Raw genomic sequence first — 26,081 nt, 5'->3', positions numbered from 1 at the left:
TGCGGATCAATGCTCCAACATGATCTTGAGGATCTCTCTGTCTGTTTCCTTCATACCGTCTTTTCCGATCTGTCCCACACAGCTGATGGTCTCTGCGGTTTCTTCCTGGAGAATTCCTGTATAAGGCGCATAAGACTGCCCGTTCATGGCAAGATGATGCGCCAGGAAGGCTGCGTCAAGACAGGCTGCGATCTTGGCAGCACAGGAGATCTTGGCCCCATCACAGATGATTCCCGGAATATTGGCAAGGGTATTCTCGATCGTTTTTTTGATCAGGGAAATATCTCCGCCTACCATATAGGTAATGGCGGCTCCGGCTGCACAGGAGGCCGATACCGCCCCGCAGAAGGCAGACAGCTTCCCTATATATTGCTTCTGATAGACTGTGAGGAGATTGGAAAACACCAGGGCCCTGTAGAGGCTGTAATCCGGCAGCTCCATCTCTCTTGCATAGACGATCAGCGGAACAGAGCATGCAATTCCCTGATTTCCGCTTCCGGAATTAATGACAACCGGCATATCACAGCCACCCATACGTGCCTCGGAAGCTGCTGCAGTAAGACTTCTCATTCTGGTGAGCATATCATGAGAATAGTTTTCACGGATCACGCGCCCGATACCCAGGCCGTATTTTCCGGTCATTCCCTCATGAGCAATGGCCATATTGCTTCTGATCTGCGCATCCAGAAGTTCCTTTACATCGGAAAGCTCTACGGTATCCGCAAATTCCCGAATATCCTCCAGATTTAACAGGCCTCGGTCCGTCTCTTCCTTTTCTTCCACAGCTTTGTCTGCATCAAGGAGGATTTCCCCGTTTTTGCTGATCCTGGTCACGTTGATATGGTCGTATTTGATCTCCAGGCTGACGGTATCTTCACCGGCATACATTTCGATGATAATGTGAAGGACCACCGGCGTATCCAGAAGCTCTACCTTACAGATATCTGCCTCCAGAAGTTCCCGGCAGCGTGCCCTACCCTTTTCATCGACTTTGGAAAGAACCTCCATATCCAGAGAAGCATCTCCTGCTACCGCCCCAAGGATCACACCTGCAGGAATTCCCTTTAATCCCCCGGAATTGGGGATGATCACACAACGCACATTTTTGATGATATTTCCGGAACATTTTGCTACGATACGCTCCGGCTCTTTTCCAAGGATCTCTCTTGCTCTTGCCGCACCATAGGCCAGGGCAATAGGTTCTGTACATCCCATAGCCGGGATCATCTCCTCACGGAGGATCGCCAGATAGTTTTTATATATATTTATGTCCACTTTTTTATTTACCTTCCCGTATTTTATGATTATTTCTTTTCCTGATATTTATGACATGCTACCATATGTCCCGGCTCCACCTGACGAAGTGCCGGGGTTTCCTGTCTGCAGCGTTCCTCACACCACGGACAGCGGTTATGGAAGCGGCAGCCCCCGATAGATCTGGACTGTACTCCGGTATCCGTAACGATCTGATCCAGAGTTTTGACTCTTGGGTCCGGAACCGGAATCGAGGAGATCAGCATTTTTGTATAAGGATGCAGCGGATTGGAATAGAGCTTATCTGCATCTGCGATCTCCATGAGATTTCCAAGATAAAGCACCCCGATCTCATCACAGATCTTCTGGACCACCTGCAGCTGATGGCTGATGAACAGATAGGTCAGCCCGTACTTTTCCTGAAGATCCTGAAGCATCTGAACGATCTGGGCCTGCAGGGAAACATCCAGCGCAGAAATGGGCTCATCGCAGACTACAAATTCCGGCTGTACGGAAAGTGCTCTTGCAATGGAAATCCTCTGACGCTGTCCGCCGGAGAACTCATGAGGATACTTCAGAAGATCCTGCTCTTTGAGGCCAACCACGCGGATCAGTTCTTTTGCACGCTCTTTGCGTTCTTTCTGCGTGTACATTTTATGGATCGCCATAGGCTCGCAGATGATATCCTGCACTGTATGGCTTGGGTCCAGAGAGGAATAGGGATCCTGAAAAACGGACTGCATTTTTTTGCGGTATGGAAGCAGTTCTTTTTCCCCCATGGCTCCGATCTCTGTTCCTTCATAAAAAATCTCACCGCCTGTGGGTTTATGATAACGTAGAATTGCCTTTCCGATGGTAGATTTTCCGCTTCCGGATTCTCCTACCAGACCGAAGGTTTTTCCCTTTTCAATAGAAAAGCTTACCTGATCCACAGCCTTCAGTATGCCCGGCTTAAAGGACAGAAGCTTCGGAGATTTCTGTTTAAAATATACTTTCAGATCTTTTACTTCAATTAAGGGCTTGCTCATCTCTTCTCCTCCCTTCTGTGACAGAATATCCTGTGTCCCTCTGAAGCCTCATAATATTTCGGAAGACAGGCTTCACACGTTTTGTCCGCATATTTACAGCGATTGAGGAAGGGACACAGATCACCGTTTCCATCCGAAAGATCTCTCTCCAGAAACTGTTCAAAAGTACCTCCCACCCGCGGCATGCTTGCGATCAGTGCCTGTGTATAGGGATGTCCCGGATGAAGAAAAATTTCCTCTACGGTTCCCTCTTCCACCACGTAGCCACCACACATAACAGCTACCCGCTTACAGGTCTGCGCCACGACGCCCAGATCGTGGGTGATCAGGATGATGCTCATATTGTTCTTTTTTTGAAGCTCCAGAAGAAGATGAAGGATCTGCGCCTGGATCGTAACGTCCAGAGCTGTGGTCGGCTCATCGGCGATCAGGACCTTCGGATCACTGCTCATGGCCATGGCGATCATCACACGCTGGCGCATACCGCCGGAAAGCTCGTGGGGATAGCTGTTCATAGCCTTTTCCGGGTCTGTGATGCCTACGGCTGTGAGAAGCTCCAGCACCCGGGCCTTTGCTTCTTTTTTGTTCATGTTGGTATGGCGTCGGATCAGCTCTACCATCTTATTGCCAACAGTGTAAACCGGATTCAGTGCGGAAAGCGAATCCTGAAAGATCATGGCGATCTCACCACCGCGGATCTCACGGAGCTCTGCTTCATTTTTCTTCAGGATATCTTCTCCCCGGAACAGGATCTCACCGCCCATGATCTTACAGTTGGATGGTCCGAGACGGAGAATGGATTTGGTGGTCACACTTTTTCCGCTTCCGGACTCTCCTACGATCCCGAAAAAATCCCCCTCACCGATGGCAAAGCCAGCACCTTTTACTGCCTGTGTCTCTCCAAGGTCTGTAAAGAAAGACACCTTCAGATCTTTTACTTCCAGTAATTTTTCCATATGTAAATGTCCTCCTTACTTGGGCTCGAATACTTTTCTTAATACTTCTCCCAGATAATTGAAGCTGACGACAGTGATCAGGATCAGGATTCCGGGGAAAATAGCCAGATACGGTGCCTGCTGGATATAGCGCTGTGCATTGCTCAGCATACTTCCCCAGGAAGCCGTAGGCGGTTGGATACCCAAGCCGAAAAAGCTCAGTGCAGATTCCATCAGGATGGCATTGGCAATGTTCATGGTTGCAGCCACGATAATGGTAGGCATGATGTTAGGCAGGATATGGTGTACAATGGTGGAGAATTTCTTCTGTCCGGAGATCTTTGCATAGATGACATACTCTCTCTCGTTCAGGGAAATAGTCTCGCCACGGACGATCCTGGCAATGTTCATCCAGGTCAGAAAGCCGATGATCAGGACAATGTTCTGAAGTCCCGGTTTCAGGAAGGCATTCATAACGATCATGATCAGGAATGTCGGAAGGCTCATCAATGCATCCACCAGACGCATCAGCACCGCATCCACCGTTCCTCCCACAAAACCGCTGATGGAACCGATGACCACGCCAAGGGCTGTAGAAAGCACCATGGAAAGGAAGCCCACCAGAAGGGATGCTCTTCCTCCGTAAATACAGCGAGCCAGATAATCCCGTCCCATATCATCCGTACCGAAAAGATGCGCCATGGAAGGAGCATTCAGTCTCTCTGTGGCGCTGATGGCATTAGGATCTACCGGGTACAGAAAGGCAAAAATGGAGATCAGTGCCAGCAGGATGATAGCTGCTGCACCTACCACTGCAAGTTTATTTGTCTTAAAACCAAGTTTGATATTTTTCCAGATATTTTCTCTCATGTTCCTTCACCTCCTAACATCCTGCTTTCCGGATCCTCGGATCAAAGACAGCATACAGAATATCTGCCAGAAGATTTCCGAGCACCACAAGAAGCGCGGTGAACATGGTAATTCCCATGATCAGGGGATAATCATACTGCATGACGGCAGTAACTGCCAGCTGACCGATTCCCGGCCATGCAAAAACCTGCTCGGTGATAATGGCACCGGATACCAGGGACTGCAGGCTCATTCCGAGAACTGTGATCATAGGAAGCATGGCATTTTTCAGTACATGCCGGAAAAGGATTCCAGACTCTTTCATTCCGTAAACCCTCTGCACCATAACATAATCGGAGGACATTTCCGTAATGGTACTGCTTCTTAAATACCGGATGTACTGTGACGCATTTGCAAAGGTCAGAACTGCACAGGGCATGACCATATGCAGGATCAGATCTCCAAAGGAACGGTTTCCGTCTGAATGCATACCGATACTTGGCAGGATATGTAAATGCACACTGAGGAGATAGATCAGCATGATACCGAACCAGAAAGTAGGAATGGAGATACCTACATAACAAAACATACTGGTAATCTTATCCAGAACACCATTCTTATTCTTTCCGGAATACAGGCCCAGTACAATGGCAATGAGAAAACCAAGCAGCATGCTGGTTCCCATGAGGATCACGGTTGCGGGAAGCCTCTCCAGCATCTGTGTCAGGACCGGACGGTTATTCATCAGAGAATTTCCGAAATTCCCGTGAAGGATCCTTCCCAGCCACAGAAAGTACTGCTCATAGAGAGGCTTTGTAAGTCCCAGGCTTTCTCTCAGGTTCTGGATATATTCTTCACTCATATTTGGTTCCACATAAGTCAGAACAGGATCTCCGGGCGCTGCTTTTGTCAGTGCAAAGCAGAGAACAGAGACAATAAACAGTGTCAGAATACACTGTATCAGTCGGTTTACGATCTTCTTCAAAATGTACCTCCTTTATTTTCCCCGAAAACAGGAAATCGGCTGGCGCAAAAAACGCGTCAGCCTCTTTCTGTTTCCGGTATTCATCCGCTATAAAATTATTTATTTCTCCAATGTGTAGATCTTGGAATAATCATAATAAATAGTTTTTAACAGACATTCATCAAAGCCCCCGAAATCTTTACTTACCGCATAGAAACCATTGGAATAAGCGATCGGATAGATATACATGTTATCATTGATCGTATTCTGGATCTCTTTATAAATCTCACCACGTTTTGTCTCATCTGCAGTGCTGTTGCCATCTTCCCACAATGCATCCAGATCTGTATCCTTGATCCTGGAATAGTTGGAACGGCTGTCGGAAGAACTCATGTCTGCGTAAAGGCTCGGCTCTTCTCCCAGAGTATAGAAGCTCAGTACCAGATCATAATCTGTGCACTCCGGATCCTTTGTCTTATTCTTGAAGGTAGACTCATCTGTAGGAAGAAGATTGATGGTGATTCCTACATTTGCAAGGGCAGACTGTACATACAGAGCCTCACTCTCCATTGTCTTATCTGTGGAGATATACATCAGGTTCAGAGAAAGATTTGTCTTTCCTGCTTCGGAAAGGAGCTCCTGTGCTTTAGCCGGATCATTGTCGTAGGTGTTGTCCGGTTTTGTATAGTAGAGTGTATCCGGTGTAAAAATAGAATCCGCAGGCTCTGCATAGTCCTCGGAAATGAAAGCAAACTGGCAGAACTCCTCTTTATTCAGTGCGTATGCGATTGCCTGACGTACCTTTACATCCTGAAGATCTTTGTTCAGCTCATTCATGAACATGGCGTTGACACGTCCGGAATTATAGGTATTGATGTTTACGTTATCGTAAGCACTGACGGTATCGTAATCATCTGCACTGATCAGACGTGCATCCAGATCTCCGCTTGCAAGTGCCGCATTGGCGGAACTGGAATCCTTTACGATCTTGAAGGTGATGGAATCCAGATTTACATCATCAAAATAGTCGTCGAATTTTGTTACTTTATAATACTCTCCGGATTTGTATTCCTCGAACTTAAAAGGACCATTTCCCACCGGTTCATTGTTGAGATCACTTTCTCCGATATTCTCCACGCCGTCATAAATATGCTTCGGAATACAGTAAACCTGGCTCAGTCCGCCAAGAAAGCCTGCGGAAGATGATCCAAGGGAAAGCTTGACTGTAAGGTCATCAACCTTCTCTGCCTCTACCGCCTTATCATTAACGTATCCGTAAGAAGAGTACGGAACATTCTGCTTCTCATCTACCAGCACCTGCATGGTAAATACCACATCATCGGCTGTGATCGGCTGACCGTCATGCCATTTCAGTCCGTCTTTCAGCTTCAGTGTGAATTCGCTGGCATCATCATTGGCTGTTACACTTTCGCAAAGTCCGTTTCCGTAATACATCTCTCCGTTCACGATCTCAAAAAACGGGCTGTACAGTGCCTGCATCATATCGAAGCTTGTCTGATCCACAACATAAAGCGGATTGATGTTCTGCGGATCTGCTGTTTCTGCAATGGTAATATTTCCACCTTCCGCCTTGGTTCCTTCTGTTTCTGCTGCAAAAACAGTCATTCCTGACATGACAGTTGTTCCTGCCACTGCAACTGCCAGAAGCGCTGCCAGTACTTTTTTTCTCATTTCCTGTTCCTCCTGTGTTTCAGTGAGTATTCCTCTTTTCCTACCAGTTTAATATGATATATGCAAGATAATACTATACCATATTACCTTTGTCAAGCTGTCCCTGGCTCTTCAGAGATTTTTTTACTGCATTTCGCTAAAGCTTGTATTTATTCTACATACAGATCACACAGGCGTCAAGATAAATTTTCTGTATCTTTCCTCTGATCTATATATATTTCCTTAATTCGTCATATTTTTGATCCAGTGTCCGTAATTGCACTTCAAAAATGCAGGCACGCATTTAAAGATCTGATCTGCATTCAGGCAACATACCACTATTGCCGGAGATGCATTGACCACAAATGCCATAAACATGGACAGGGGAATCACGATCCCCCAGGTACTGATCAGATCCACTTTCATGGAATAGGCGATGCTTCCGCTTCCCCGGATAATACCACCGTTTGTCGGCATCTGATAGGACATCCCTACCATTACCACACTTAAAATAATAAGAAAAGTATTGGCCATCTCTCTCGTTTCCGGCGAAAGCTGATACAGGCTCAGCACCGGGATCCGGATAAAGAAAAGAAGGATACCACAGATGAGTCCCATGACTACAAATAATTTCTGAAGCTTTTTGGAATAAACCTTCGCGAGTTCCAGGTTCCCGGAACCGATGGTTTTTCCCATGGTAACTGATGCAGCGGAGGCGGCTCCCACAGCAGCGGATTTCACCATCAAAAACAGATTGGAGGCTGCACTGTTGGCAGCAATGGCTGCTGCTGTCATATGTCCCAGGATTGCTGTCTGAAGAGCCGTATTCACGCCCCAGAGTCCCTGGAGCACCAGCAATGGACATACCACCTTATAATATTTCCGGCCGAACCTTAGGTCTGAATGCAGATAATCCCGGATACAAATGCCGATCCAGCTCTGTTTTTTGCGGATATAGATGATCAGAACACAGATCTCCGCAATACGGGCAGTCAGTGTTCCCACAGCAGCTCCTGCGGCTCCCATCCTGGGTGCACCAAAATGTCCGTAGATCAGGATCCAGTTTATGCTGCAGTTGATCACAAGAGTCATTACCGAAAGCCCGAAGGCAACCCCTGCAATTTCCACACAACGCAGTGTAGCAAGCAGGATCTGCGTCACCGCAAAGAAAAAGTAAGTAAACCGGATGATCGCCAGATAGGAACGGCCGGCTTCAATAATTGTCTGGTCTGTTGTAAAAAGCCCCAGCAGCTGTGTTGGAAAAAGGCTGGCCAGGATAAACAGCACAAAGGCAATAAAAAGGCCTGTGCGCATGGCCCAGGCACTGATCTTTCTTACCGGTTCTGTCTCTTTCTTTCCCCAGTACTGACTTCCGAATATGACAAGTCCGTCTCCCAGCGCCATAAGCAGCTGCTGAAAGACGAACTGTACCTGGTTTACGGTGGTCACACCGGATAATGCAGTTTCGCTGAAGGCTCCAAGCATAATGTTGTCAGCAAGATTGACACTTAAGGTCACTACATTCTGCAACACCAGCATGGAGCATAATTTCAGAAAATTACGATAAAAATTCTTCATCAGTCTTTTACGATGGCAATGATATCATCTGCGTTGATCACCAGATATTTCTCACCCTCATATTTGATCTCAGTTCCTGTGTATTTTCCGTAGATCACACGGTCACCTGGCTTTACCTGCACTGGTACTTCTTTACCGTCTACGACCTTACCGCCACCTACTGCGATAACCTCTGCCTGCTGGGTTTTCTCTCTGGAGCTGTCCGGAAGCACGATGCCGGATGCGGTTTTGTCTTCTGTCTCAAAATATTTTACGATAACTCTGTCTGCAACTGGTTTTAATGCCATGTTCATTTCCTTCTTTCTGTGATTATTAGCACTCTTGAGTTTCGAGTGCTACTCTTTTCTTATCATACTACATATCCGAAAATTGTCAAGATATTTGCGGATATGCAGTATGATATTATTTATGATAGGGCTCTCCGCTGATGATACGATAGCTGCGGTAGATCTGTTCCAGAAAGATCACACGCATCAGCTGATGAGGAAATGTCATTTTCGAAAAGCTTAAAGCATAGTCTGATCTCTTCAGTACTTCTTTTCCAAGACCGATAGAGCCGCCGATCACAAACTGGATATGGCTGGTCCCACGTATCCCCAGTTCGTTGATCTTCCGTGCGAAGTTCTCAGAGGTCAGCTGTTCGCCTCCGATCTCCAGAGTGATCACAAACGCATCGTCCCGGATATATTTGAGAAGACGCTCCCCTTCCTTGTTCCGAATGGCATCTTCTACTGTTTCGCTGGCATTATCCGGTGTTTTTTCGTCGGACACTTCTATGATCTCCAACTTGCAGTAACGCCCGAGGCGCTTGGAATACTCCGCAATGGCATCCCGCAGATATTTTTCCTTGATCTTCCCTACTGTCAGGATACTTATTTTCATCCGCCGTTCTCCTCCAGATAATTCTCAAATTCTTCTGCTGACATCAAAACCTTCCTTGGCTTGGTTCCTTCCTCCGGGCCTACCACTCCTGCGTCACAAAGCTGATCCATGATCCTTGCCGCACGGTTAAATCCAATCTTGAACATACGCTGGAGCATACCGATGGAGGCCTTTTCCTTCTCAATGATAAATTTACCGGCTTCTGTAAAATAGACATCTCTGTCACCGCCGCCGGCTCCTCCCGGGACACCGGCTGTATTGACCTGCTTCTCGATGGAGGTATCATAAACAGCACCCTGGTTTTTGTCAGAAACATATTCTACGACTGCACTGACCTCCTCATCTGAAACAAAAGCACCCTGCAGTCTGGCCGGCTTCTGATACCCCTGAGGATAAAACAGCATATCGCCCTTGCCAAGAAGCTTCTCGGCACCGTTCATATCTAGGATCGTCCTGGAATCCACACCGGAAGATACGGAAAATGCGATCCTGGACGGCATATTGGCCTTGATCAGGCCTGTGATGACATTGACAGATGGCCTCTGGGTAGCAATGATCAGATGGATACCTGCTGCACGTGCCAGCTGGGCCAGGCGGCAGATCGCATCCTCAACTTCTCCCGGCGCAACCATCATAAGATCCGCAAGCTCGTCCACGATGATCACGATCTGCGGCATCTTCTCAGGTGCCTTTTCTCCCTCCGGGACCCGCATATTGGCAACTTTTTTGTTATATTCTCCAAGATTACGTACCCCATATTCCGCAAAGGCATTGTAACGGCTGGTCATTTCAGAAACAGCCCAGTTCAGCGCACCGGCCGCTTTCTTCGGATCTGTGACTACCGGAATGAACAGGTGCGGGATCCCGTTATATACACTGAGCTCCACCACCTTCGGATCGATCATGATCAGACGCACCTCATCCGGTGTCGCCTTATAAAGGATGCTGATGATCAGCGTATTGATGCAGACGGATTTTCCGGAGCCGGTTGCTCCGGCGATAAGAAGATGAGGCATCTTGGCAATATCTGCCACTACCGGTTTTCCGGCAATATCCTTACCTGCTGCAAAGGACAGCTTGGATTTTGCATTTTTAAACTCCTCTGACTGAAGGAGATCCCGCAGCATGACCGGGCTGTTCTCCTTGTTCGGGACCTCGATCCCCACGGCTGCCTTTCCCGGTATCGGTGCTTCGATACGGATATCCGGTGTAGCAAGATTCAGCTTGATATCATCAGAAAGACCAACGATCTTACTGACCTTCACACCCATTTCCGGCTGCAGTTCATAGCGGGTAACGGTAGGTCCGCAGCTCACATTGGTAACGGTTACATTAACGCCGAAATTATGCAGGGTTTCCTGAAGCTTCTGTGCTGTTTTTCGCAGATGTGCATCGGAATCTCCCTGAGATCTGCCATCTCCGCGCTTCAGAAGCTTCAGCGGCGGATACTGATATGGTTTCTTCTCCGGAGCTCCCCCCTGGCTGATCTCATGCTGGATATTTCTGATCCCATGCTCGATCTCTGTCTGAGATGACTTCGGGTTTCTGGAGGGCTGATGGGATGCCTTCTGTTCAGCTTCCGGCTGAGGATCCTCCTTTATCTCAGCGAGAACGGCTGCCTTTCCTGTTTCCCGGGAAGCTTTTGCTGTTGCATCTGTCTTTGCCGGCAGGATCTGCTGCATCTCGGGAATATCCACATCCTCGTAGCCGTCATAGGCATCCTCCTCTTCGGCTTCCTGCATTTCTCTTTCGAAATCCGGCTCCTCCGACTCTTCCCGGGCCGGCTGCGGCTGTGAACGGTGGATCTGGAATTCCAGCGGCCGGGCATGCTCCTCCGGTTTCTCCTCAAGCCCTGGATCCTCTTCTGTCAGCTCTGTATCTGCCGGAAGTACAGCCTTTTGTTCATCAAGAAAAGAAGGAAGATTAAATTCTCCTTCCCGGTTCGCCTTCACCGCAGCCTGTCTTTCCTTCTGCGATCTTCTGGCTTTTTTCTTTTGTTTTTTTGAGATATTTTCCGGAGCTTCCTCTGTAAGGGCAAGTTCTTCTTCCTCCAGCTCTTCTTCCAGCCGGCGGATCTTCTCTGCTCTTTTTTCCGCACGGATCTTTCTTCGAAGCTCTTTCTGCTTTTCTCTGTCCGGCTGTCCCTCAAGATAAGCTTCTTTGCCCTCTCGTGCTGCATCTGTAAAAAAGTCCAGGATCTTATTCATAAATCCGAAGAAGGATCTCTGTGTTATGATGATGAGAGATACAAGAAGCACCAGAACGATGATCACAGTTCCGCCCACAACACCAAAAGCGGATGCTGTGGAAATACATACCGCACCACCGAATACTCCACCGCCGGTACGGTATTCCGAACTCAGTGAATAATAATCCGAAAACGTGGTACTTGGCGTATAGCCCTCTGTGATCAGCTGAAGAAAGCCGCAGAGGAACACAAAAAATACCACGCCTGCCAGTACCTTTTTGTAGGCAAGGCGGTTGGTATTGTTCACGATCAGGAACGTAACTCCGGCAAAAAGCAGGATCGGGAAAATATATGCACAAAGTCCCATGATGCCAAAACATACGGCACTGATGGCATTTCCTACGATCCCTCCCATACCAAATGCACTGATCATCAGGATCAGACAGGCCGCAAACATCACAAGGATCAGGATCTCTGTCTGAAAGCGGTTACCGACAGGCTGCTGCTTCGCCGCAGGTTTTCTTTTTCTTTTTTTTGTCGTTTTTGAAGCTGCCATTGTCAGACTCCTCCCAGTTGATATCAAATATAATTCGCTGCCAGAATAAGGATTCCGGCTGCAAAAGAATAAAATGCAAAATAACGCAGTCTGACCTGATTCGAAAGCTTAAGCATAAAACGGATCACCAGATAGCCTGTGATCCCGGCCACGATCATTCCAAGAACATAAATAAATCCCTGGCCAACAGTCATATGAACAGAAGTGAACTCTCCCATCTCCACAAAAAAAGCTCCCACCACAGCCGGAATGCTCATCAGCAACGAATATTTCACTGCAAACTTCCGTCCGAGACCGCAGAAAAGTCCTGCACTCATGGTAAGTCCAAGCCTGGAAAGTCCCGGAAACACGGAAAGGCCCTGACAGATACCCATCCACATAGCATCTCCAAAACTGGTTTCTCTTGTTCCCTTGCTGCCATTGACATTACTGTAGTCCACAACAAGGAGAATCACACCTGTAAGAAGGATCCCGATCCCGGAAAACATGTGTGAGGATGCGCTTCGCACAACAAGTCGTTTGCACTGATATCCGATCAGGACTGTAGGAATGGTGGATACCATGATCAGGGCGGTAAGCTTCCGATAAGTTCCGCTTATGATCTTTGCATAGGTAAGCTCTTTCCCAGTCCTACGGTTATAGAGAAAAATATTGGCATTTCCGATCAGATCCAGTATCATTCCGATCAGCTCGATCCCGATTTTCTTGATGTCCTTCAGAAAAACAAGGATCAGAGCTATCATAGTTCCCAGATGGAGCATCACTTCAAAAAGCACACCGGAACCTCTGGTACCGCCCAAAAGATCCTGCACTCCACAGAGATGTCCGAAGCTGCTCACCGGCAGAAATTCGGTGATTCCCTGAATGATTCCCAATATAATCGCATGTATCACTGACATAATGATATTTCCTTTTCTTAAATTTTTTCCAACACATTATAGCATAACTGAGTAAAACTTACAATCTTCACTTGGCAAAAGTTTCAAACAAATGTTCTTTTTTGATCTGCAGGAAAAAAAATCCTCCGGCTGCATCAGAAAACACAGTCGGAGGATCTGTTTATAAACAGACTTTCTGCTTATTTATTTTTCAGATATTCGTCGATACCTTTTGCACCAGCTTTACCTGCACCCATGGCAAGGATTACGGTAGCTGCACCTGTAACGGCATCACCACCGGCATATACGCCGTCCTTGGATGTCTTACCGGTTTCTTCCTCGGCAACGATACATCTTCTCTTGTTGATGTCAAGGCCCTTGGTTGTGGAAGAGATCAGCGGGTTCGGTGAAGTACCAAGAGACATGATAACAGTATCTACATCCATATCATACTCGGAACCAGGAATCTCTACCGGACGTCTTCTTCCGGATGCATCCGGCTCACCAAGCTCCATCTTGACAACCTTCATACCGTTTACGTGGCCGTTCTCATCAACGAGGATCTCCTTCGGATTTGTAAGAAGATCAAAGATGATGCCCTCTTCCTTAGCGTGATGAACTTCCTCTGCTCGTGCAGGAAGCTCTGCCTCACTTCTTCTGTATACGATATGTACCTCAGCGCCAAGTCTCAGAGCTGTTCTTGCAGCATCCATGGCAACGTTACCACCGCCAACAACTGCAACCTTTTTGCCTGCTGCGATCGGTGTATCGTAGGAATCATCGAATGCTTTCATGAGGTTGCTTCTTGTCAGGTACTCGTTTGCGGAGAATACACCGCTTGCATTCTCACCAGGAATACCCATGAACATCGGAAGTCCTGCACCGGAACCGATGAATACAGCCTCAAATCCCTCGTCCTCGATCAGCTGATCGATGGTAGTGGATTTACCGATGACAACGTTTGTCTCGAATTTAACGCCAAGCTCTTTGACCTTCTCGATCTCTTTCTTGACAACCTTCTGCTTCGGAAGACGGAACTCCGGAATACCGTAAACAAGAACACCGCCAAGCTCATGAAGAGCCTCGAATACAGTTACATCGTATCCTGCCTTTGCAAGGTCACCTGCACAGGTAAGTCCGGATGGACCGGAACCGATCACTGCAACCTTATGTCCGTTCTTAACCTCTGCTCCTGCAGGTTTGATATCATGCTCCAGAGCATAGTCTGCAACGAATCTCTCCAGCTTACCGATAGAAACAGCCTCGCCCTTCTTACCGCGGATACACTGTCCCTCACACTGGGATTCCTGCGGACATACACGGCCACAGATAGCCGGAAGTGCGGAAGATAAACCGATCACCTTGTAAGCCTCTTCCATGTTGCCCTCTTTGATGTGCTCGATAAATCCCGGAATATCGATGGATACCGGACATCCCTCTACACATTTCGGTTTTTTGCACCCGAGACATCTCTGTGCTTCTTCCATTGCTTCTTCCTGGTTATATCCAAGACATACTTCCTCGAAGTTTGTCGCACGTACCTTCGGATCCTGTTCTCTTACAGGAACTTTTTTTAACATTTTTGCATCTGCCATTAGTTGTCACCTCCGCAATGTCCGCATCCACCGTGGTGGGTATCGCCTTCCTGAAGCTTCAGTAATGCACGGCCCTCCTGGGTCTTATACATCTGACTTCTCTTCATAGCCTGATCGAAATCAACGAGATGTCCGTCAAACTCCGGTCCGTCTACGCAGGCAAATTTGATCTCATCACCGACCTGGAGACGACAAGCGCCGCACATACCGGTTCCGTCAACCATGATCGGGTTCATGCTGACAATTGTGTGGATACCAAGCTTCTTGGTAAGAAGACAGACAAATTTCATCATGATCATCGGTCCGATCGCTACACAGACGTCATAATGCTTGCCCTCATTTGTCACAAGATCCTCAAGAGTCTTTGTTACCATACCGGAACGGCCATAGGAACCGTCATCTGTTGTAACATAAAGATTGGAAACAGCGCCAAGCTCTTTCTCAAGGATAACCATATCCTTAGTCTTGGAACCAAGGATAACATCAGCTGTGATGCCGTGCTCATGGAGCCACTTAACCTGCGGATAAACAGGTGCGGTACCGACACCACCGGCTACGAATACCATTTTTTTCTTCTTAAGTTCTTCGATATCCTCATGGACGAACTCAGACGGACATCCCAGAGGTCCTACGAAATCACGGAATGAATCTCCCTCTTTCAGTGCGGACATCTTAATGGTAGATGCTCCGATCTCCTGGAATACGATGGTGACTGTACCAGCCTCGCGATCGTAATCGCAGATGGTAAGCGGGATCCTCTCTCCCTTTTCGTCAAGTTTAACAATGATAAATTGTCCTGGCAGACAATGGCTTGCCACACGTGGTGCATGCACAACCATAAGATGGATCTTAGCTGCCAGCGTTTCAGCTTTTAAAACCTTATACATGGTCTTCCTCCTCGCGCAAATTATAAACCTTTATTAATAATACGCTAAAAATCAGCATATGACAAGAGTAGATTTACAATTTCTGTCAAAATTCTTTACCACAGCACAGCGCAACCATATTAGTCTTATGCAACTAACATCATCAAAAGCCACGTACAAAACTGGTTATTTCTGTGATTTTTTCTTTTCGATGAGGGTATACAATCGGTCCAGCGCCTCCCGGATCCCTCCTACTTCATCGATGAGCCCTTCCTTTACCGCTTCCTCCCCTTCCAGCATAGTTCCTACATCTTTTACAAGCTGGGAGGTATCCAGCATCAGCTCCTCCATCCGTTCTGCCGTGATATGTGAATGTCCGGATACAAAGGCAATAATCCGGTCCTGGATCTTTTCCATATTGCGGTAGGACTGCGCCACGCCAATAAACATTCCATTCTGACGCACCGGATGGACCACCATGGTGGCACTTGGCACGATAAAAGAATAATCTGCTGATACCGCCATGGGTACACCTATGGAATGTCCCCCGCCCAGCACCAGGGAAACCGTAGGGATACTCAGAGACGCGATCATCTCCGCAATGGCAAGCCCTGCCTCCACATCTCCTCCTACCGTATTTAAAAGGATAAGAAGTCCCTCGATCTCTTCATCGTCCTCAATGAGAGCCAGCTTTGGCAGTACATGCTCATACTTGGTTGTTTTGCTGTGAGACGGCGCGGATTCATGACCTTCGATTTCCCCGATCACCGTCAGAAGCTCCACTTTATGCTTCCGGGAATTTCCATCGAGCACTGCCTGCCCGGTTTCCCGGATCTGTTCGTTCTGGCTCGCTTCCCGGTCCAGTTCCTTCTGTTTTCTCTCTTCGCTCTGTTTTTCCATAAAAAAATACCTCCGGAATCTGAAATTCTGGAGGTATTATATGCAAAATATTACTTTCTATTCAGAGATCATTCGTCCCAGTTTGTCCATACGTCAGTAACGTCGTCGTCATCATCAAGAAGATCCAGTGTTCTGTGAAGATCTTTGATAGCCTGATCATCCGTCAGCTCCACATAGGTCTGCGGGATCATGGCGATCTGTGCTTCTACAAGCGGGATCCCGGCTTTCTCAAGAGCCTCACGTACAGCACTGAAATCGTCCGGTGCTGTGATGATCTCAAAGCTGTCCTCTTCCTCGTTGAAGTCCTCAGCACCTGCATCCAGAGCTGTCATCATCAGCTCGTCCGCATCCATCTCGCCGCACTCATCCTCAAGTTCTTCCTTGTCGATGATGATCTGGCCCTTCTGGTCGAACATAAAGGATACGCATCCCTGTGTTCCGATGCTTCCGTTACCCTTGGTAAACGCGTTACGTACATTACCTGCCGTACGGTTCTTGTTATCTGTAAGAGTCTCTACGATAATGGCAACACCGTTCGGACCATATCCCTCATATACAGCCTTCTCGTAGCTGTCTGCAGAATCCGCACCTGCTGCCTTCTTGATTCCACGATCGATCGTATCGTTCGGCATGTTGTTCGCTTTTGCTTTTGCGATGACATCACGAAGCTTGCTGTTGTTTGCAGGATCCGGGCCGCCGGCCTTTACTGCCATAACGATCTCACGGCCGATGACTGTGAAGATCTTACCCTTCTTGGCATCATTTTTCTCTTTCTTATGTTTGATGTTGGCAAATTTTGAATGTCCTGACATGGTATCTTCCTCTCCTTGTTACCGTATATTTTCTTTCGTGCCCTGCTCATTTTGGGTACCGTTTTACATAATTGCAACTCGGTTTAATATAGCACTTATGAAAGATTTCGTCAAGAATCAGAAAACAAACCGGTCAAAATTCCTCATGTTCCCCTTAAAAAGTCAGTTCCAGACTGATCTCAAGCGCATGATTCACCTTATCAAGCATAGCACTGTCCAGATGACACACCTTATCCTTCAGACGCCGCTTGTCGATGGTGCGGAGTTGTTCCAGAAGGATCACGGAATCCTTTTCGATCCCGTAGGCAGATGCATCGATCTCAATATGTGTCGGCAGCTTTGCCTTATTCATTTTTGATGTAATTGCCGCACAGATCACTGTAGGGCTGTGACGGTTGCCCACATCGTTCTGGATGATCAGCACCGGACGGATGCCGCCCTGTTCACTGCCCACTACAGGTCTTAAGTCCGCGTAAAAAATATCCCCTCTTTTTATAACCACACAATTCACACTCCGATTCTGGTCCGGCTTATTTGCAAGCCGTATTCCTTTTTACAGATAAGTATTTCCACAATTTCTTTGTGTATACCATGCGTGGTACTTTTTTACCGGCCTTATGTCTGACCCGGCGTTTTCCGGATCCAGGTATTTACGGATCTACTGGAAAAAGCTCTCCTCTTCTCCGCATTCCTTACCGTCTTTGATATAAACCCGCGGAACACGTTTACTGATCCCGCAGACAAATTCATAGGAAAATCTTCCAGAAAGATCTCCCAGTGTTTCCACACTGATAAATTCCTCTCCATCTCTTCCCATCAGGGTGACCTCGTCCCCGGCCTTCACCTCCGGGATATCTGTGACATCAACCATAAACTGATCCATGCAGACCCGTCCGAGGATCGGAGCTTTTTTGCCCCGGATCAGGACCCAGCCCTTATTGGAAAGCTGTCTCGGATAGCCATCTGCATAACCTACGGGGATCGTTGCCATTCTGGTAAAGCGTTCTGTAACAAACGTTCCTCCATAGCTTACCGCTGTTCCACGTTCCACATTTTTCACATAGGATACATGACTTTTCAGCTCCATTGCAGGTGTCAGCTTCACAATATCACGTTCTACCTCCTCTGACGGATAAATACCGTAAATGGTGATGCCGGCACGAACGACATTGAGATTTGCTTCCGGAACACGGATGATACCTGCACTGTTGGAGCAGTGACGTACCGGAATATGAACACCTCTTTTTTCCAGAAGCTCTGCAAAACGGAGATAACGGTCCAGCTGCACCAGTGCAGGAGAACGGTCGGTCTCATCCGCCCTGGCAAAATGGGTAAACATTCCCTCGATCACCAGATTCGGGATTTTTGAGATTTTTTCGATCTTTATCGCATTTTCCGGAATATCCGCATATCCGATCCTTGTCATTCCCGTATCCAGAGCCAGATGAATATGTACATTTTTTCCAATGCGTGCACCTGCTTTTGCATATTCTGCCGCTGTATTAAGATCCGATATGGTGATCCGGATATCATTGGCTGCAAGCTCCTCATAATATTCCTCAAATACAAGGCCAAGGATCAGGACAGGCTTGGTGATCCCTGCATGCCGAAGCTCCAGTGCCTCCTCTGCAGTAGCTGTTGCAAATCCCCAGATATAGTCATAGTCCTGGATCAGACGGGCAATAGCTCTGGCACCATGGCCATAACCGTCTGCCTTGATCACAGCGATGATCTTTGTCCCTTCTTTGACATTTTTATGCATTTCCTCAAAATTGTGGGCAATGGCATCCAGTGATACCAGTGCTTTTACTCTCTCGTATTTTTTCATAATCCCGACTCCTCTTCACCTATAGCTAATGCCTTGGGCAGATATTCTATGATATCTCCTGCCAGCATACTGCGCTTTCCTTTTTCAGCGGCTGCAAGATCACCGCAAAGTCCGTGAAGATAAACACCTAACGCGGCCTTTAAAACCATGGGAGGCTGTTCCTCCGTTTTCAGATACATACATAACACTGCTGCCAGGATCCCGGAAAGCACATCTCCGCTTCCTGCAGTTGCCATTCCGGAATTACCGGAAAGATTCAGATACATCTGGCCTTTTTCATCTGCGATCACCGTACATGCATCCTTCAATACGCACACAGAGCCTGTTTCCGCAGCACATTTCAGTGCAGTATCTGCGATCTCATGCTGAATCTCCTGGATCGTTCTGCCACTGAGCCGGCTCATTTCTCCGATATGCGGTGTCAGGACTACATGCTCTCCCAGATACTGATACCATTGTGGATGTGCAGCCAGAAGGTTCAGGCCGTCCGCATCCAGGATCAGCGGCTTTTTCTCCCGGGCAGCCGCCGTGAGAAACCACTGTTCTCTCTCACGGCTGGCCACTGATGTTCCAAGTCCCGGTCCGATCACGATCACATCACACCAGGATAGAAGCTGTTCATTGGATTCCTGATCAAAGCGGCTGCAGACCATAGCCTCCGGAAGGAGTATCTGCAGTGGGATCCTGTTGGCTTCCACAGTCTGGATCTTTACCATTCCCGCACCGGCACGAAGTGCTGCACTGGCGCTTAAATAAGCGGCTCCGCACATTCCCTCACTTCCGGTCACAAAGAGCACTTTTCCGAAGGTACCCTTGTTTCCGCCGGGATCACGTTCCGGAAACAGCTTCAGATCTTTATTTTCCAGACAGGCGGCAGATGCAGTCACAGCTTCCTGTTCATAGATCCCGATATCGGCGGTAACGATCCTTCCTGCATACAGTCTTCCCGGATAAAAGCAAAGACCTCTTTTCCGGTAGGCAAATGTAACAGTCAGATCGGCGCTGAAGGCAATTCCCATTTCCAGGCCAGTATCTCCGTTCACTCCTGACGGGATGTCAACTGCGATCTTTTTGGCCCTCGCACTGTTCATCTCATGGATGATATCAGCATAATGCCCCTCGATCGGACGCGTCAGGCCTACCCCAAACACGGCATCTACTATAGTAGTATATTCACTCCACTGCGGGTTATTCACCTCAGGGACACGATAACCGGAAGCGATCTTATACTGAAGAGCTGTCTCTCTGGTCATTTTATCTTTGTTTCCGACCATATAAAACTCTGCCCGGATTCCCTTCAGATGGAACAATCTGGCAACAGCGATACCGTCACCGCCATTATTTCCGCTTCCGCAAACTACCAGGATCCTTTCGTCCTTCTGGAGATACTTTTCTGTTTCCTCTACCACCTTCAGTGCTGCCCGCTCCATCAGAACCTCGGAGGGAACTCCGATCTCACGGATCGTTGTGGAGTCCAGATCCTTCATTTCTGCGCAGGTAACAAGCTTCTTCATTCTGTCTTCTGCCTCCCCTCTGTCATAGAGAAAGCTGCCGTTTCCGGCAGCTTAACAATTCTTACTTATCCACATGTTCCTGCCTGTATTTGCTGAGATTATAAGACAGTGTCATCAGACTCTCGGAAAGATGAACGTTCTCTACGATCACATCATCCGGTGTCTCAAGATCAAGATGTGCAAAATTCCAGATTGCCTTGATTCCGTTCTCCACCAGAATATCTGCCATTTCCTTGGCTTTATTCTTGGGAAGTGTCAGGATCGCGATCTCCACGTTATTCTCTCTCAGGAAAAACGGAAGCTCACTGAGCATCTGGATCTCAAGTCCACGGACTGCGATGCCCTCAAGCACAGGATTTACGTCAAAGATACCAACAAGCCTGAACCCGCGCTTCTCAAAATCCACATAATTGGCAAGTGCCTGTCCCAGATTACCGGCTCCCAGGATGATCATCGGATGAACAGTATCCAGTCCCAGGATCTTACCGATCTCTGTATAAAGATAGTGTACATTATAGCCATACCCCTGCTGCCCAAAACCGCCGAAATTATTAAGATCCTGACGGATCTGAGAAGCTGTGGTATGCATCTTCTTACTTAATTCATTGGAAGAAATACGTTCTACATTATCTTCCATCAGCTCTCCTAAGTAGCGGTAATAGCGTGGCAGACGCTTAATCACCGCTTTCGAGATTTGTTTTGTCTCCACGATAGTTTTCCTCCTTACCTTACACTAGGTTAATTATAACGAATTGACATTTTCCTGTCAATTAAAGTTGTCTATTCTGTACAAATTTCTTTATATTTTTTCTAATAATTGATTTTTTCTTTGAAATCCCGGCAGTTTCCGTTATAATAGGTGGAGGATTTTTCCCTGTTCAGACATAAACAGGGGTGATTCTTTATACAGGAGGACAGTTTTTATGATTTTATCATGTCAGAATATATGCAAGGCCTTTGGCGAAAAAGTAATTTTAAATGATGCATCCTTTCACATTGAAGACCGTGAAAAGGCTGCTCTGATCGGCTGCAACGGTGCAGGAAAGACCACACTGCTGCGGATCATCATGCAGGAGCTTTCTGCTGATTCCGGTACCGTGGTGCTTGCCCGGGATAAAAATATCGGCTATCTTGCCCAGTACCAAGATATCCACGGACATCATACCATCTACGAGGAGCTTCTTACCACCAAGCAGCACATCATCGATATGGAACGCCGTATCCGCAATATGGAACAGGAAATGAACACGGTGACCGGTGATGAGCTGAACCGTCTGATGGAAACCTATACCCGCCTGACCCATCAGTTTGAGCTGGAGAACGGATACGCTTACAAAAGTGAGCTGACCGGTGTCTTAAAGGGTCTCGGCTTCACGGAGGAAGATTATGACAAGCAGATCGAAACTCTTTCCGGCGGTCAGAAAACACGCGTGGCGCTGGGCAAGATGCTTCTTTCCAAGCCGGATATCCTGCTTCTGGATGAGCCAACCAATCACCTGGATATGGAAAGCATCTCCTGGCTGGAAACTTATCTTCTGAATTATCCGGGAGCTGTTTTTATCGTCTCCCATGACCGTTATTTTCTGGATAAGGTGGTCACCAAGGTCATTGAGATCGAAGCCGGACAGACCCGCGTATACAGCGGCAACTACTCTGCCTATGCTCTCAAGAAGGCTCAGCTTCGTGACGCACAGTACAAGGCATACTTAAATCAGCAGCGGGATATCAAGCATCAGGAAGCCGTTATCGCCAAGCTGAAATCCTTTAACCGTGAAAAATCCATCAAGCGTGCGGAAAGCCGTGAAAAAATGCTGGACCGTGTACAGAGGATCGAAAAGCCTCTTGAGCTCCAGGACCGGATGCGTATCTCGCTGGAACCACGGGTGTTAAGCGGAAACGATGTGCTCCACGTGGAAGCGCTTTCCAAGGCCTTTCCGGGACAGACCCTGTTCTCCGATATCTCCTTTGATATCAAACGCGGCGAGCGTGTGGCACTGATTGGAAACAACGGAACCGGAAAGACCACCATGCTGAAGATCATCAACGGTCTTATTGAGGCAGATGCCGGCAAATTTTCCCTTGGTTCCAAGGTGCAGATCGGTTATTACGATCAGGAACATCATGTTCTGCATATGGACAAGACAATTTTCCAGGAGATCTCCGATACTTATCCGACTCTCACAGAGACCGAGATCCGAAATATGCTTGCTGCATTTCTTTTTACCGGAGATGATGTTTTCAAGGAGATCTCCGCACTTTCCGGTGGAGAAAGAGGCCGTGTTTCCCTTGCAAAGCTGATGCTTTCCGAAGCCAACTTCCTGATCCTTGACGAGCCTACCAACCATCTGGATATTGCCTCCAAGGAGATCCTGGAGGAAGCACTGGTCAGCTACACCGGTACAGTCCTTTATGTATCCCATGACCGTTACTTTATCAATCAGACTGCGACCAGGATCATGGAGCTGACAAACCAGGCAGTGGTAAATTACATCGGTGATTATGATTACTATCTGGAAAAGAAGGAGGAGCTGACCAGTACCTATGCACCGGGAAGCACTTCTCCGGAGGCACCTGCCGAAGAAAAAGCGGTTTCCGAGAACAAGCTTTCCTGGCAGCAGATGAAGGAAGAACAGGCAAAGAAACGAAAACGAGAAGCCGAGCTGAAAAAAGTCGAAGCCCGTATCGAAGAGCTGGAAACAAGAGACAGTGAGATCGACGAAACCATGGTCCTTCCGGATGTCTGCACCAATGTAGCGGAATGTACAAAGCTGAGCCGCGAAAAAGCAGCTATCGCTGAAGAACTGGAAGAGCTTTATGAAAAATGGGAAGAGCTGGCCTGACGGTCAGCTCTTTTTATTCCCTTATGTTTTTATGGAAGCAGCATGCCAAGATGCTGTTCAAAGCATACACCATCGTTACGGTCTGTTCCTTCCTCCACCGCATCCCGGATCGATGCCGAGATAAAGTCCACGGCCAGCTCTGCACAGGTTTTCATGGAATATCTTTTTACCAGCCCTGCACTGAGCACGGATGCAAAAAGATCTCCTGTCCCGGAATAGCTTCCTCCTGATTTCTCTGCAAATACCCAGGAGCTGTTTCCGTTTTCCAGGACAAGATTCCCCATTTTCAGAGGCTGCCCCTCCTCCCTGTGATCCACTCCGGTGATCACAACGGCAGGAAGTGAAAATTTCCGGGCAAGTCCGCACCCGATCTCCCGGATCTCTTCCATCCGCCGGGCCTCTGATGCCTTTTGCAGTTTATTCCAGATCTCCTCCATTTTTTCTTTTCCGTAGAGAAGAAGGAGGGCTTCCGTAAGGTTCGGTGTGATCACATAGGAACGGTGTGTCAGTTCGCAGAACCGGCTGCGGAGCTCTTCTGTATAGATTGGATAAACCGCGCCGTCATCCCCCATCACCGGGTCTGTAAGGATCAGAGTATCCTTCCCTGCAAACGCATCCATAAATTTCAGGATCCTGTCTGCCTGCTTATCATCAGAAAGAAATCCTGTATAGATCCCATCCGGAAAAAATCCTCTTTTTTTCCACTGCTCCATATATAGTTCCATATGCTCTGTGAAATCCTCACAGAAATAACTTTCATAACCGGTCTGGTTGCTTAAAACAGCGGTGGGAAGTGGACACGCCTGGACTCCCATCACCGAGATCACCGGGATCGCTGCTGTCAGTGAACATTTCCCCAGCCCGGAAAGATCATTGATCACTGCTATTTTTTTCATGGTAATTCTCCAGTCTTGAGTTTTTTTCTGTAATATTATAGAATGAACTGTCAGGTTTACGCAATCATTTTTGGAAGGAAATCATCATACTTATGTTAAATATATCTGCAGAACACAAAAAAGAACACCTATATCTGGAGGTTTATCACTATTACCGGAAGCTGATCATGGAAGGCCGTCTCCTTCCCGGAAGCAAAATGCCCTCCCTCCGCAAATGCGCCCAGGAGCTGAAGCTGAGCCGTACCACCATCGAAAATGCCTATCTTCTGCTGGCAGCAGACGGCTATATCATCGCCAGGGCACAGAGCGGCTATTATGTCACCGGCATTGCTTCCAGGCAGCATCTGCTCACCCCCAAAAAACAGGATAAGGATATCACGCCCTATCTATACGATTTTGCCTCTTCCGGTGTTGACCGGGAAAGCTTTCGTTTTGATCTGTGGCAGCGTTACATCAAAAGCGCCCTCCGCCAGGGCGACCGTATGCTTTCTTATGGCGAACCCCAGGGCGAAAGCGATTTCCGGGAGGTTCTCGCAGACTATATCCGGGAACGCAGAAATGTGATCTGCTCCCCGGATGACATTGTAGTAGGGGCCGGTCTCCAGCCCCTTCTCCAGATTCTCTGCCCTCTGATCCATGAACGGAAAACCGTTTCGTTCCCTACACCGTCCTTCACCGCATGCAGCACCATCTTTCAGGATTACGGATTTGATGTCCATTATCGGGACAAAAGCTGCGATGTGATCTATGTTTCTCCTGCTCACATGACAAAATGGGGCGAGATCATGCCGGTAAAACGACGCCTGGAGCTGATCCGTCATGCGGAGATCAATGACCATCTGATCATTGAGGATGATTTCGAAAACGAATTTGTTTATTTCCAGAAGCCAACGCCTTCACTTTTTGGTCTTGCAGGCGGTGAAAACGTTGTCTATATTGGTTCCTTTTCCAGGCTGCTGCTGCCCTCCATCCGTGTCAGCTTCATGGTACTGCCACGCTCTCTCCGGGAAAAATATACAAAAAAAGCAGCCTTTTATAATCAGACTGCTTCCAAGGCAGAACAGATCGCACTCTGCCAGTTTATCCGCGACGGGCATATGGCTTCCCAGACAAGAAAACTCCGCCGCCTTTATTCCCAGAAACTGAAGGCTCTTTCCCAGGCTGTCCGGGAGACCTTCGGCCAGGACTGCCAGATCCAGACAGGAGCCGCAGGAACCAGCCTTGCCCTTACTCTCCCCTGTTCTCTCACAGGCAGTGAACTGACAGACAGAGCCCGGAACCGTGGTCTGGGACTGGAGGTTCTCAGAGAAAACGGAGCCGAGGTCACCCTGGTCCTCTCCTGCTCCTCCATTCCATCCAAGGATTTTCTGCCTGCCTGTCAGCTTCTGAAGGAGGTTATCGGCTCCTAATCTCTCCGGTTATCGATCATGTAGAGCAGGGCATTTACAATGCACGCAGCAATGTTGCTTCCACCCTTGCGTCCTTTTGCCACAATATAAGGCACATCTGCGTGCATGATCAGCTCCTTTGACTGCACAACATTCACAAATCCTACCGGCACACCGATGATCAGCTCAGGAGAAAGCTTTCCGTTCTCAATAAGCTCATAAAGACGTACCAGTGCGGTAGGTGCGTTTCCGATGGCAAAGATCAGCTTTTTATCCATCTCTGCTGCCTTGTCCATGCTGGCTGTGGCTCTGGTAGTCCCGTTCTTTTTTGCAAGGGCAGCCACATCCTCGTCGGACATGAAGCAGTAAGCCTCACCGCCGTAGCGGGCAAGTGCACGCTTGTTGATCCCGGCCTTTGCCATCTGGGTATCTGTGACGATGCAGGCACCGTTGCGGATGGCGTCCATTGCCTTCTCCACTGCCCCCTCCGAGAAGCAGAGATTTTTTGCATAATCAAAATCTGCGCTTGTGTGGATGCAGCGTTTTACGATCAGCTCGGTTCCCGGGATCAGGGGAGTATCCCCAAGCTCTTCTGTGATGATCTCAAAGCTTCTTTTTTCGATCTCCAGGGGTTTTACATTTTCAAGCTCTACTTTCAT

General features: G+C 47.9%; 23 protein-coding genes. 2 read left to right on the top strand and 21 right to left on the bottom strand.

Annotated elements, in window-relative coordinates; translation table 11 throughout:
* Positions 1-6 precede the first annotated feature (6 nt).
* The 19 genes from EYS05_RS14865 to EYS05_RS14775 all read right to left on the bottom strand — a co-directional run bounded on the left by EYS05_RS14865 (position 7) and on the right by EYS05_RS14775 (position 21,007).
* Positions 7-1,227: an L-cysteine desulfidase family protein gene (locus EYS05_RS14865; protein WP_138277745.1), complete on the bottom strand. Its 1,221-nt coding sequence runs from the start codon at positions 1,225-1,227 to the stop codon at positions 7-9.
* A gap of 77 nt (positions 1,228-1,304) precedes the next feature.
* Positions 1,305-2,282 (bottom strand): ABC transporter ATP-binding protein, encoded by a 978-nt coding sequence (locus EYS05_RS14860; RefSeq protein ID WP_021650544.1) that lies wholly within the window; start codon positions 2,280-2,282, stop codon positions 1,305-1,307.
* The gene (locus EYS05_RS14855) at positions 2,279-3,238 is read right to left on the bottom strand and encodes an ABC transporter ATP-binding protein (protein WP_118513443.1); all 960 of its coding nucleotides are present in this window, start codon (positions 3,236-3,238) and stop codon (positions 2,279-2,281) included. The genes EYS05_RS14860 and EYS05_RS14855 overlap by 4 nt, the downstream gene beginning before the upstream one ends.
* Positions 3,239-3,253: 15 nt before the next feature.
* Positions 3,254-4,087, bottom strand: a complete 834-nt coding sequence (locus EYS05_RS14850; protein ID WP_118513441.1) for an ABC transporter permease — start codon at positions 4,085-4,087, stop codon at positions 3,254-3,256.
* A 13-nt stretch (positions 4,088-4,100) separates the two neighbouring features.
* Complete coding sequence (locus EYS05_RS14845; protein ID WP_243119131.1) at positions 4,101-5,051, bottom strand: ABC transporter permease; 951 nt, start codon at positions 5,049-5,051, stop codon at positions 4,101-4,103.
* A 99-nt stretch (positions 5,052-5,150) separates the two neighbouring features.
* Positions 5,151-6,722: an ABC transporter substrate-binding protein gene (locus tag EYS05_RS14840; RefSeq protein ID WP_138277474.1), complete on the bottom strand. Its 1,572-nt coding sequence runs from the start codon at positions 6,720-6,722 to the stop codon at positions 5,151-5,153.
* A 222-nt stretch (positions 6,723-6,944) separates the two neighbouring features.
* Positions 6,945-8,279: an MATE family efflux transporter gene (locus EYS05_RS14835; protein WP_138277473.1), complete on the bottom strand. Its 1,335-nt coding sequence runs from the start codon at positions 8,277-8,279 to the stop codon at positions 6,945-6,947.
* Positions 8,279-8,566 carry a co-chaperone GroES gene (gene groES / locus EYS05_RS14830; protein WP_118513433.1) on the bottom strand — a complete coding sequence of 96 codons (288 nt, stop codon included), beginning with the start codon at positions 8,564-8,566 and terminating at the stop codon, positions 8,279-8,281. The genes EYS05_RS14835 and groES overlap by 1 nt, the downstream gene beginning before the upstream one ends.
* Positions 8,567-8,681: 115 nt before the next feature.
* Positions 8,682-9,161, bottom strand: a complete 480-nt coding sequence (gene rlmH / locus EYS05_RS14825) for a 23S rRNA (pseudouridine(1915)-N(3))-methyltransferase RlmH (RefSeq protein WP_138277472.1) — start codon at positions 9,159-9,161, stop codon at positions 8,682-8,684.
* Positions 9,158-11,905 carry an FtsK/SpoIIIE family DNA translocase gene (locus tag EYS05_RS14820; protein WP_138277471.1) on the bottom strand — a complete coding sequence of 916 codons (2,748 nt, stop codon included), beginning with the start codon at positions 11,903-11,905 and terminating at the stop codon, positions 9,158-9,160. The genes rlmH and EYS05_RS14820 overlap by 4 nt, the downstream gene beginning before the upstream one ends.
* Before the next feature lie 23 nt (positions 11,906-11,928).
* The gene (locus tag EYS05_RS14815; RefSeq protein WP_138277470.1) at positions 11,929-12,804 is read right to left on the bottom strand and encodes an undecaprenyl-diphosphate phosphatase; all 876 of its coding nucleotides are present in this window, start codon (positions 12,802-12,804) and stop codon (positions 11,929-11,931) included.
* Between the two features lie 179 nt (positions 12,805-12,983).
* The gene (gene gltA / locus EYS05_RS14810; RefSeq protein WP_118513425.1) at positions 12,984-14,378 is read right to left on the bottom strand and encodes an NADPH-dependent glutamate synthase; all 1,395 of its coding nucleotides are present in this window, start codon (positions 14,376-14,378) and stop codon (positions 12,984-12,986) included.
* Positions 14,378-15,265: a sulfide/dihydroorotate dehydrogenase-like FAD/NAD-binding protein gene (locus tag EYS05_RS14805; protein ID WP_118513423.1), complete on the bottom strand. Its 888-nt coding sequence runs from the start codon at positions 15,263-15,265 to the stop codon at positions 14,378-14,380. The genes gltA and EYS05_RS14805 overlap by 1 nt, the downstream gene beginning before the upstream one ends.
* Before the next feature lie 165 nt (positions 15,266-15,430).
* The gene (locus tag EYS05_RS14800) at positions 15,431-16,144 is read right to left on the bottom strand and encodes a ClpP family protease (protein ID WP_138277469.1); all 714 of its coding nucleotides are present in this window, start codon (positions 16,142-16,144) and stop codon (positions 15,431-15,433) included.
* A gap of 68 nt (positions 16,145-16,212) precedes the next feature.
* The gene (locus EYS05_RS14795; RefSeq protein WP_015524823.1) at positions 16,213-16,956 is read right to left on the bottom strand and encodes a YebC/PmpR family DNA-binding transcriptional regulator; all 744 of its coding nucleotides are present in this window, start codon (positions 16,954-16,956) and stop codon (positions 16,213-16,215) included.
* A gap of 154 nt (positions 16,957-17,110) precedes the next feature.
* Entirely contained in the window at positions 17,111-17,458 is a 348-nt protein-coding gene (locus EYS05_RS14790) for a type II toxin-antitoxin system PemK/MazF family toxin (RefSeq protein WP_021650556.1), read from the bottom strand.
* Between the two features lie 156 nt (positions 17,459-17,614).
* Positions 17,615-18,784, bottom strand: a complete 1,170-nt coding sequence (alr, locus tag EYS05_RS14785) for an alanine racemase (protein WP_110102265.1) — start codon at positions 18,782-18,784, stop codon at positions 17,615-17,617.
* A complete protein-coding gene (locus EYS05_RS14780) occupies positions 18,781-20,298 on the bottom strand; it encodes an NAD(P)H-hydrate dehydratase (protein WP_138277468.1) in 1,518 nt (505 codons plus the stop codon). Before EYS05_RS14780 ends, alr begins: the two co-directional genes overlap by 4 nt.
* A 61-nt stretch (positions 20,299-20,359) precedes the next feature.
* Complete coding sequence (locus EYS05_RS14775; RefSeq protein WP_021650558.1) at positions 20,360-21,007, bottom strand: redox-sensing transcriptional repressor Rex; 648 nt, start codon at positions 21,005-21,007, stop codon at positions 20,360-20,362.
* A gap of 214 nt (positions 21,008-21,221) precedes the next feature.
* Here EYS05_RS14775 and EYS05_RS14770 point away from each other — a divergent pair, with 214 nt between their 5' ends.
* Positions 21,222-23,138: an ABC-F family ATP-binding cassette domain-containing protein gene (locus tag EYS05_RS14770; RefSeq protein ID WP_092069135.1), complete on the top strand. Its 1,917-nt coding sequence runs from the start codon at positions 21,222-21,224 to the stop codon at positions 23,136-23,138.
* Between the two features lie 29 nt (positions 23,139-23,167).
* Here EYS05_RS14770 and EYS05_RS14765 read toward each other — a convergent pair whose 3' ends face one another.
* Positions 23,168-24,034, bottom strand: coding sequence for a pyridoxamine kinase (locus EYS05_RS14765; RefSeq protein WP_138277467.1), 867 nt, complete (start codon positions 24,032-24,034; stop codon positions 23,168-23,170).
* Positions 24,035-24,126: 92 nt separating this feature from the next.
* Between EYS05_RS14765 and pdxR the strand changes: the two genes are divergently transcribed.
* The gene (pdxR, locus tag EYS05_RS14760) at positions 24,127-25,443 is read left to right on the top strand and encodes a MocR-like pyridoxine biosynthesis transcription factor PdxR (protein ID WP_138277466.1); all 1,317 of its coding nucleotides are present in this window, start codon (positions 24,127-24,129) and stop codon (positions 25,441-25,443) included.
* Here pdxR and EYS05_RS14755 read toward each other — a convergent pair.
* On the bottom strand, positions 25,440-26,081 hold the full coding sequence (locus EYS05_RS14755; protein WP_138277465.1) for a precorrin-8X methylmutase: 642 nt from the start codon (positions 26,079-26,081) through the stop codon (positions 25,440-25,442). The two genes, pdxR and EYS05_RS14755, sit on opposite strands and share 4 nt — an antisense overlap.

The organism is Blautia sp. SC05B48 (genome assembly GCF_005848555.1).
Classification (GTDB): Bacteria; Bacillota; Clostridia; order Lachnospirales; family Lachnospiraceae; genus Blautia_A.
Note: the sequence above shows the minus strand (reverse complement) of the source record. Positions and strands in the feature narration are given on the sequence as shown.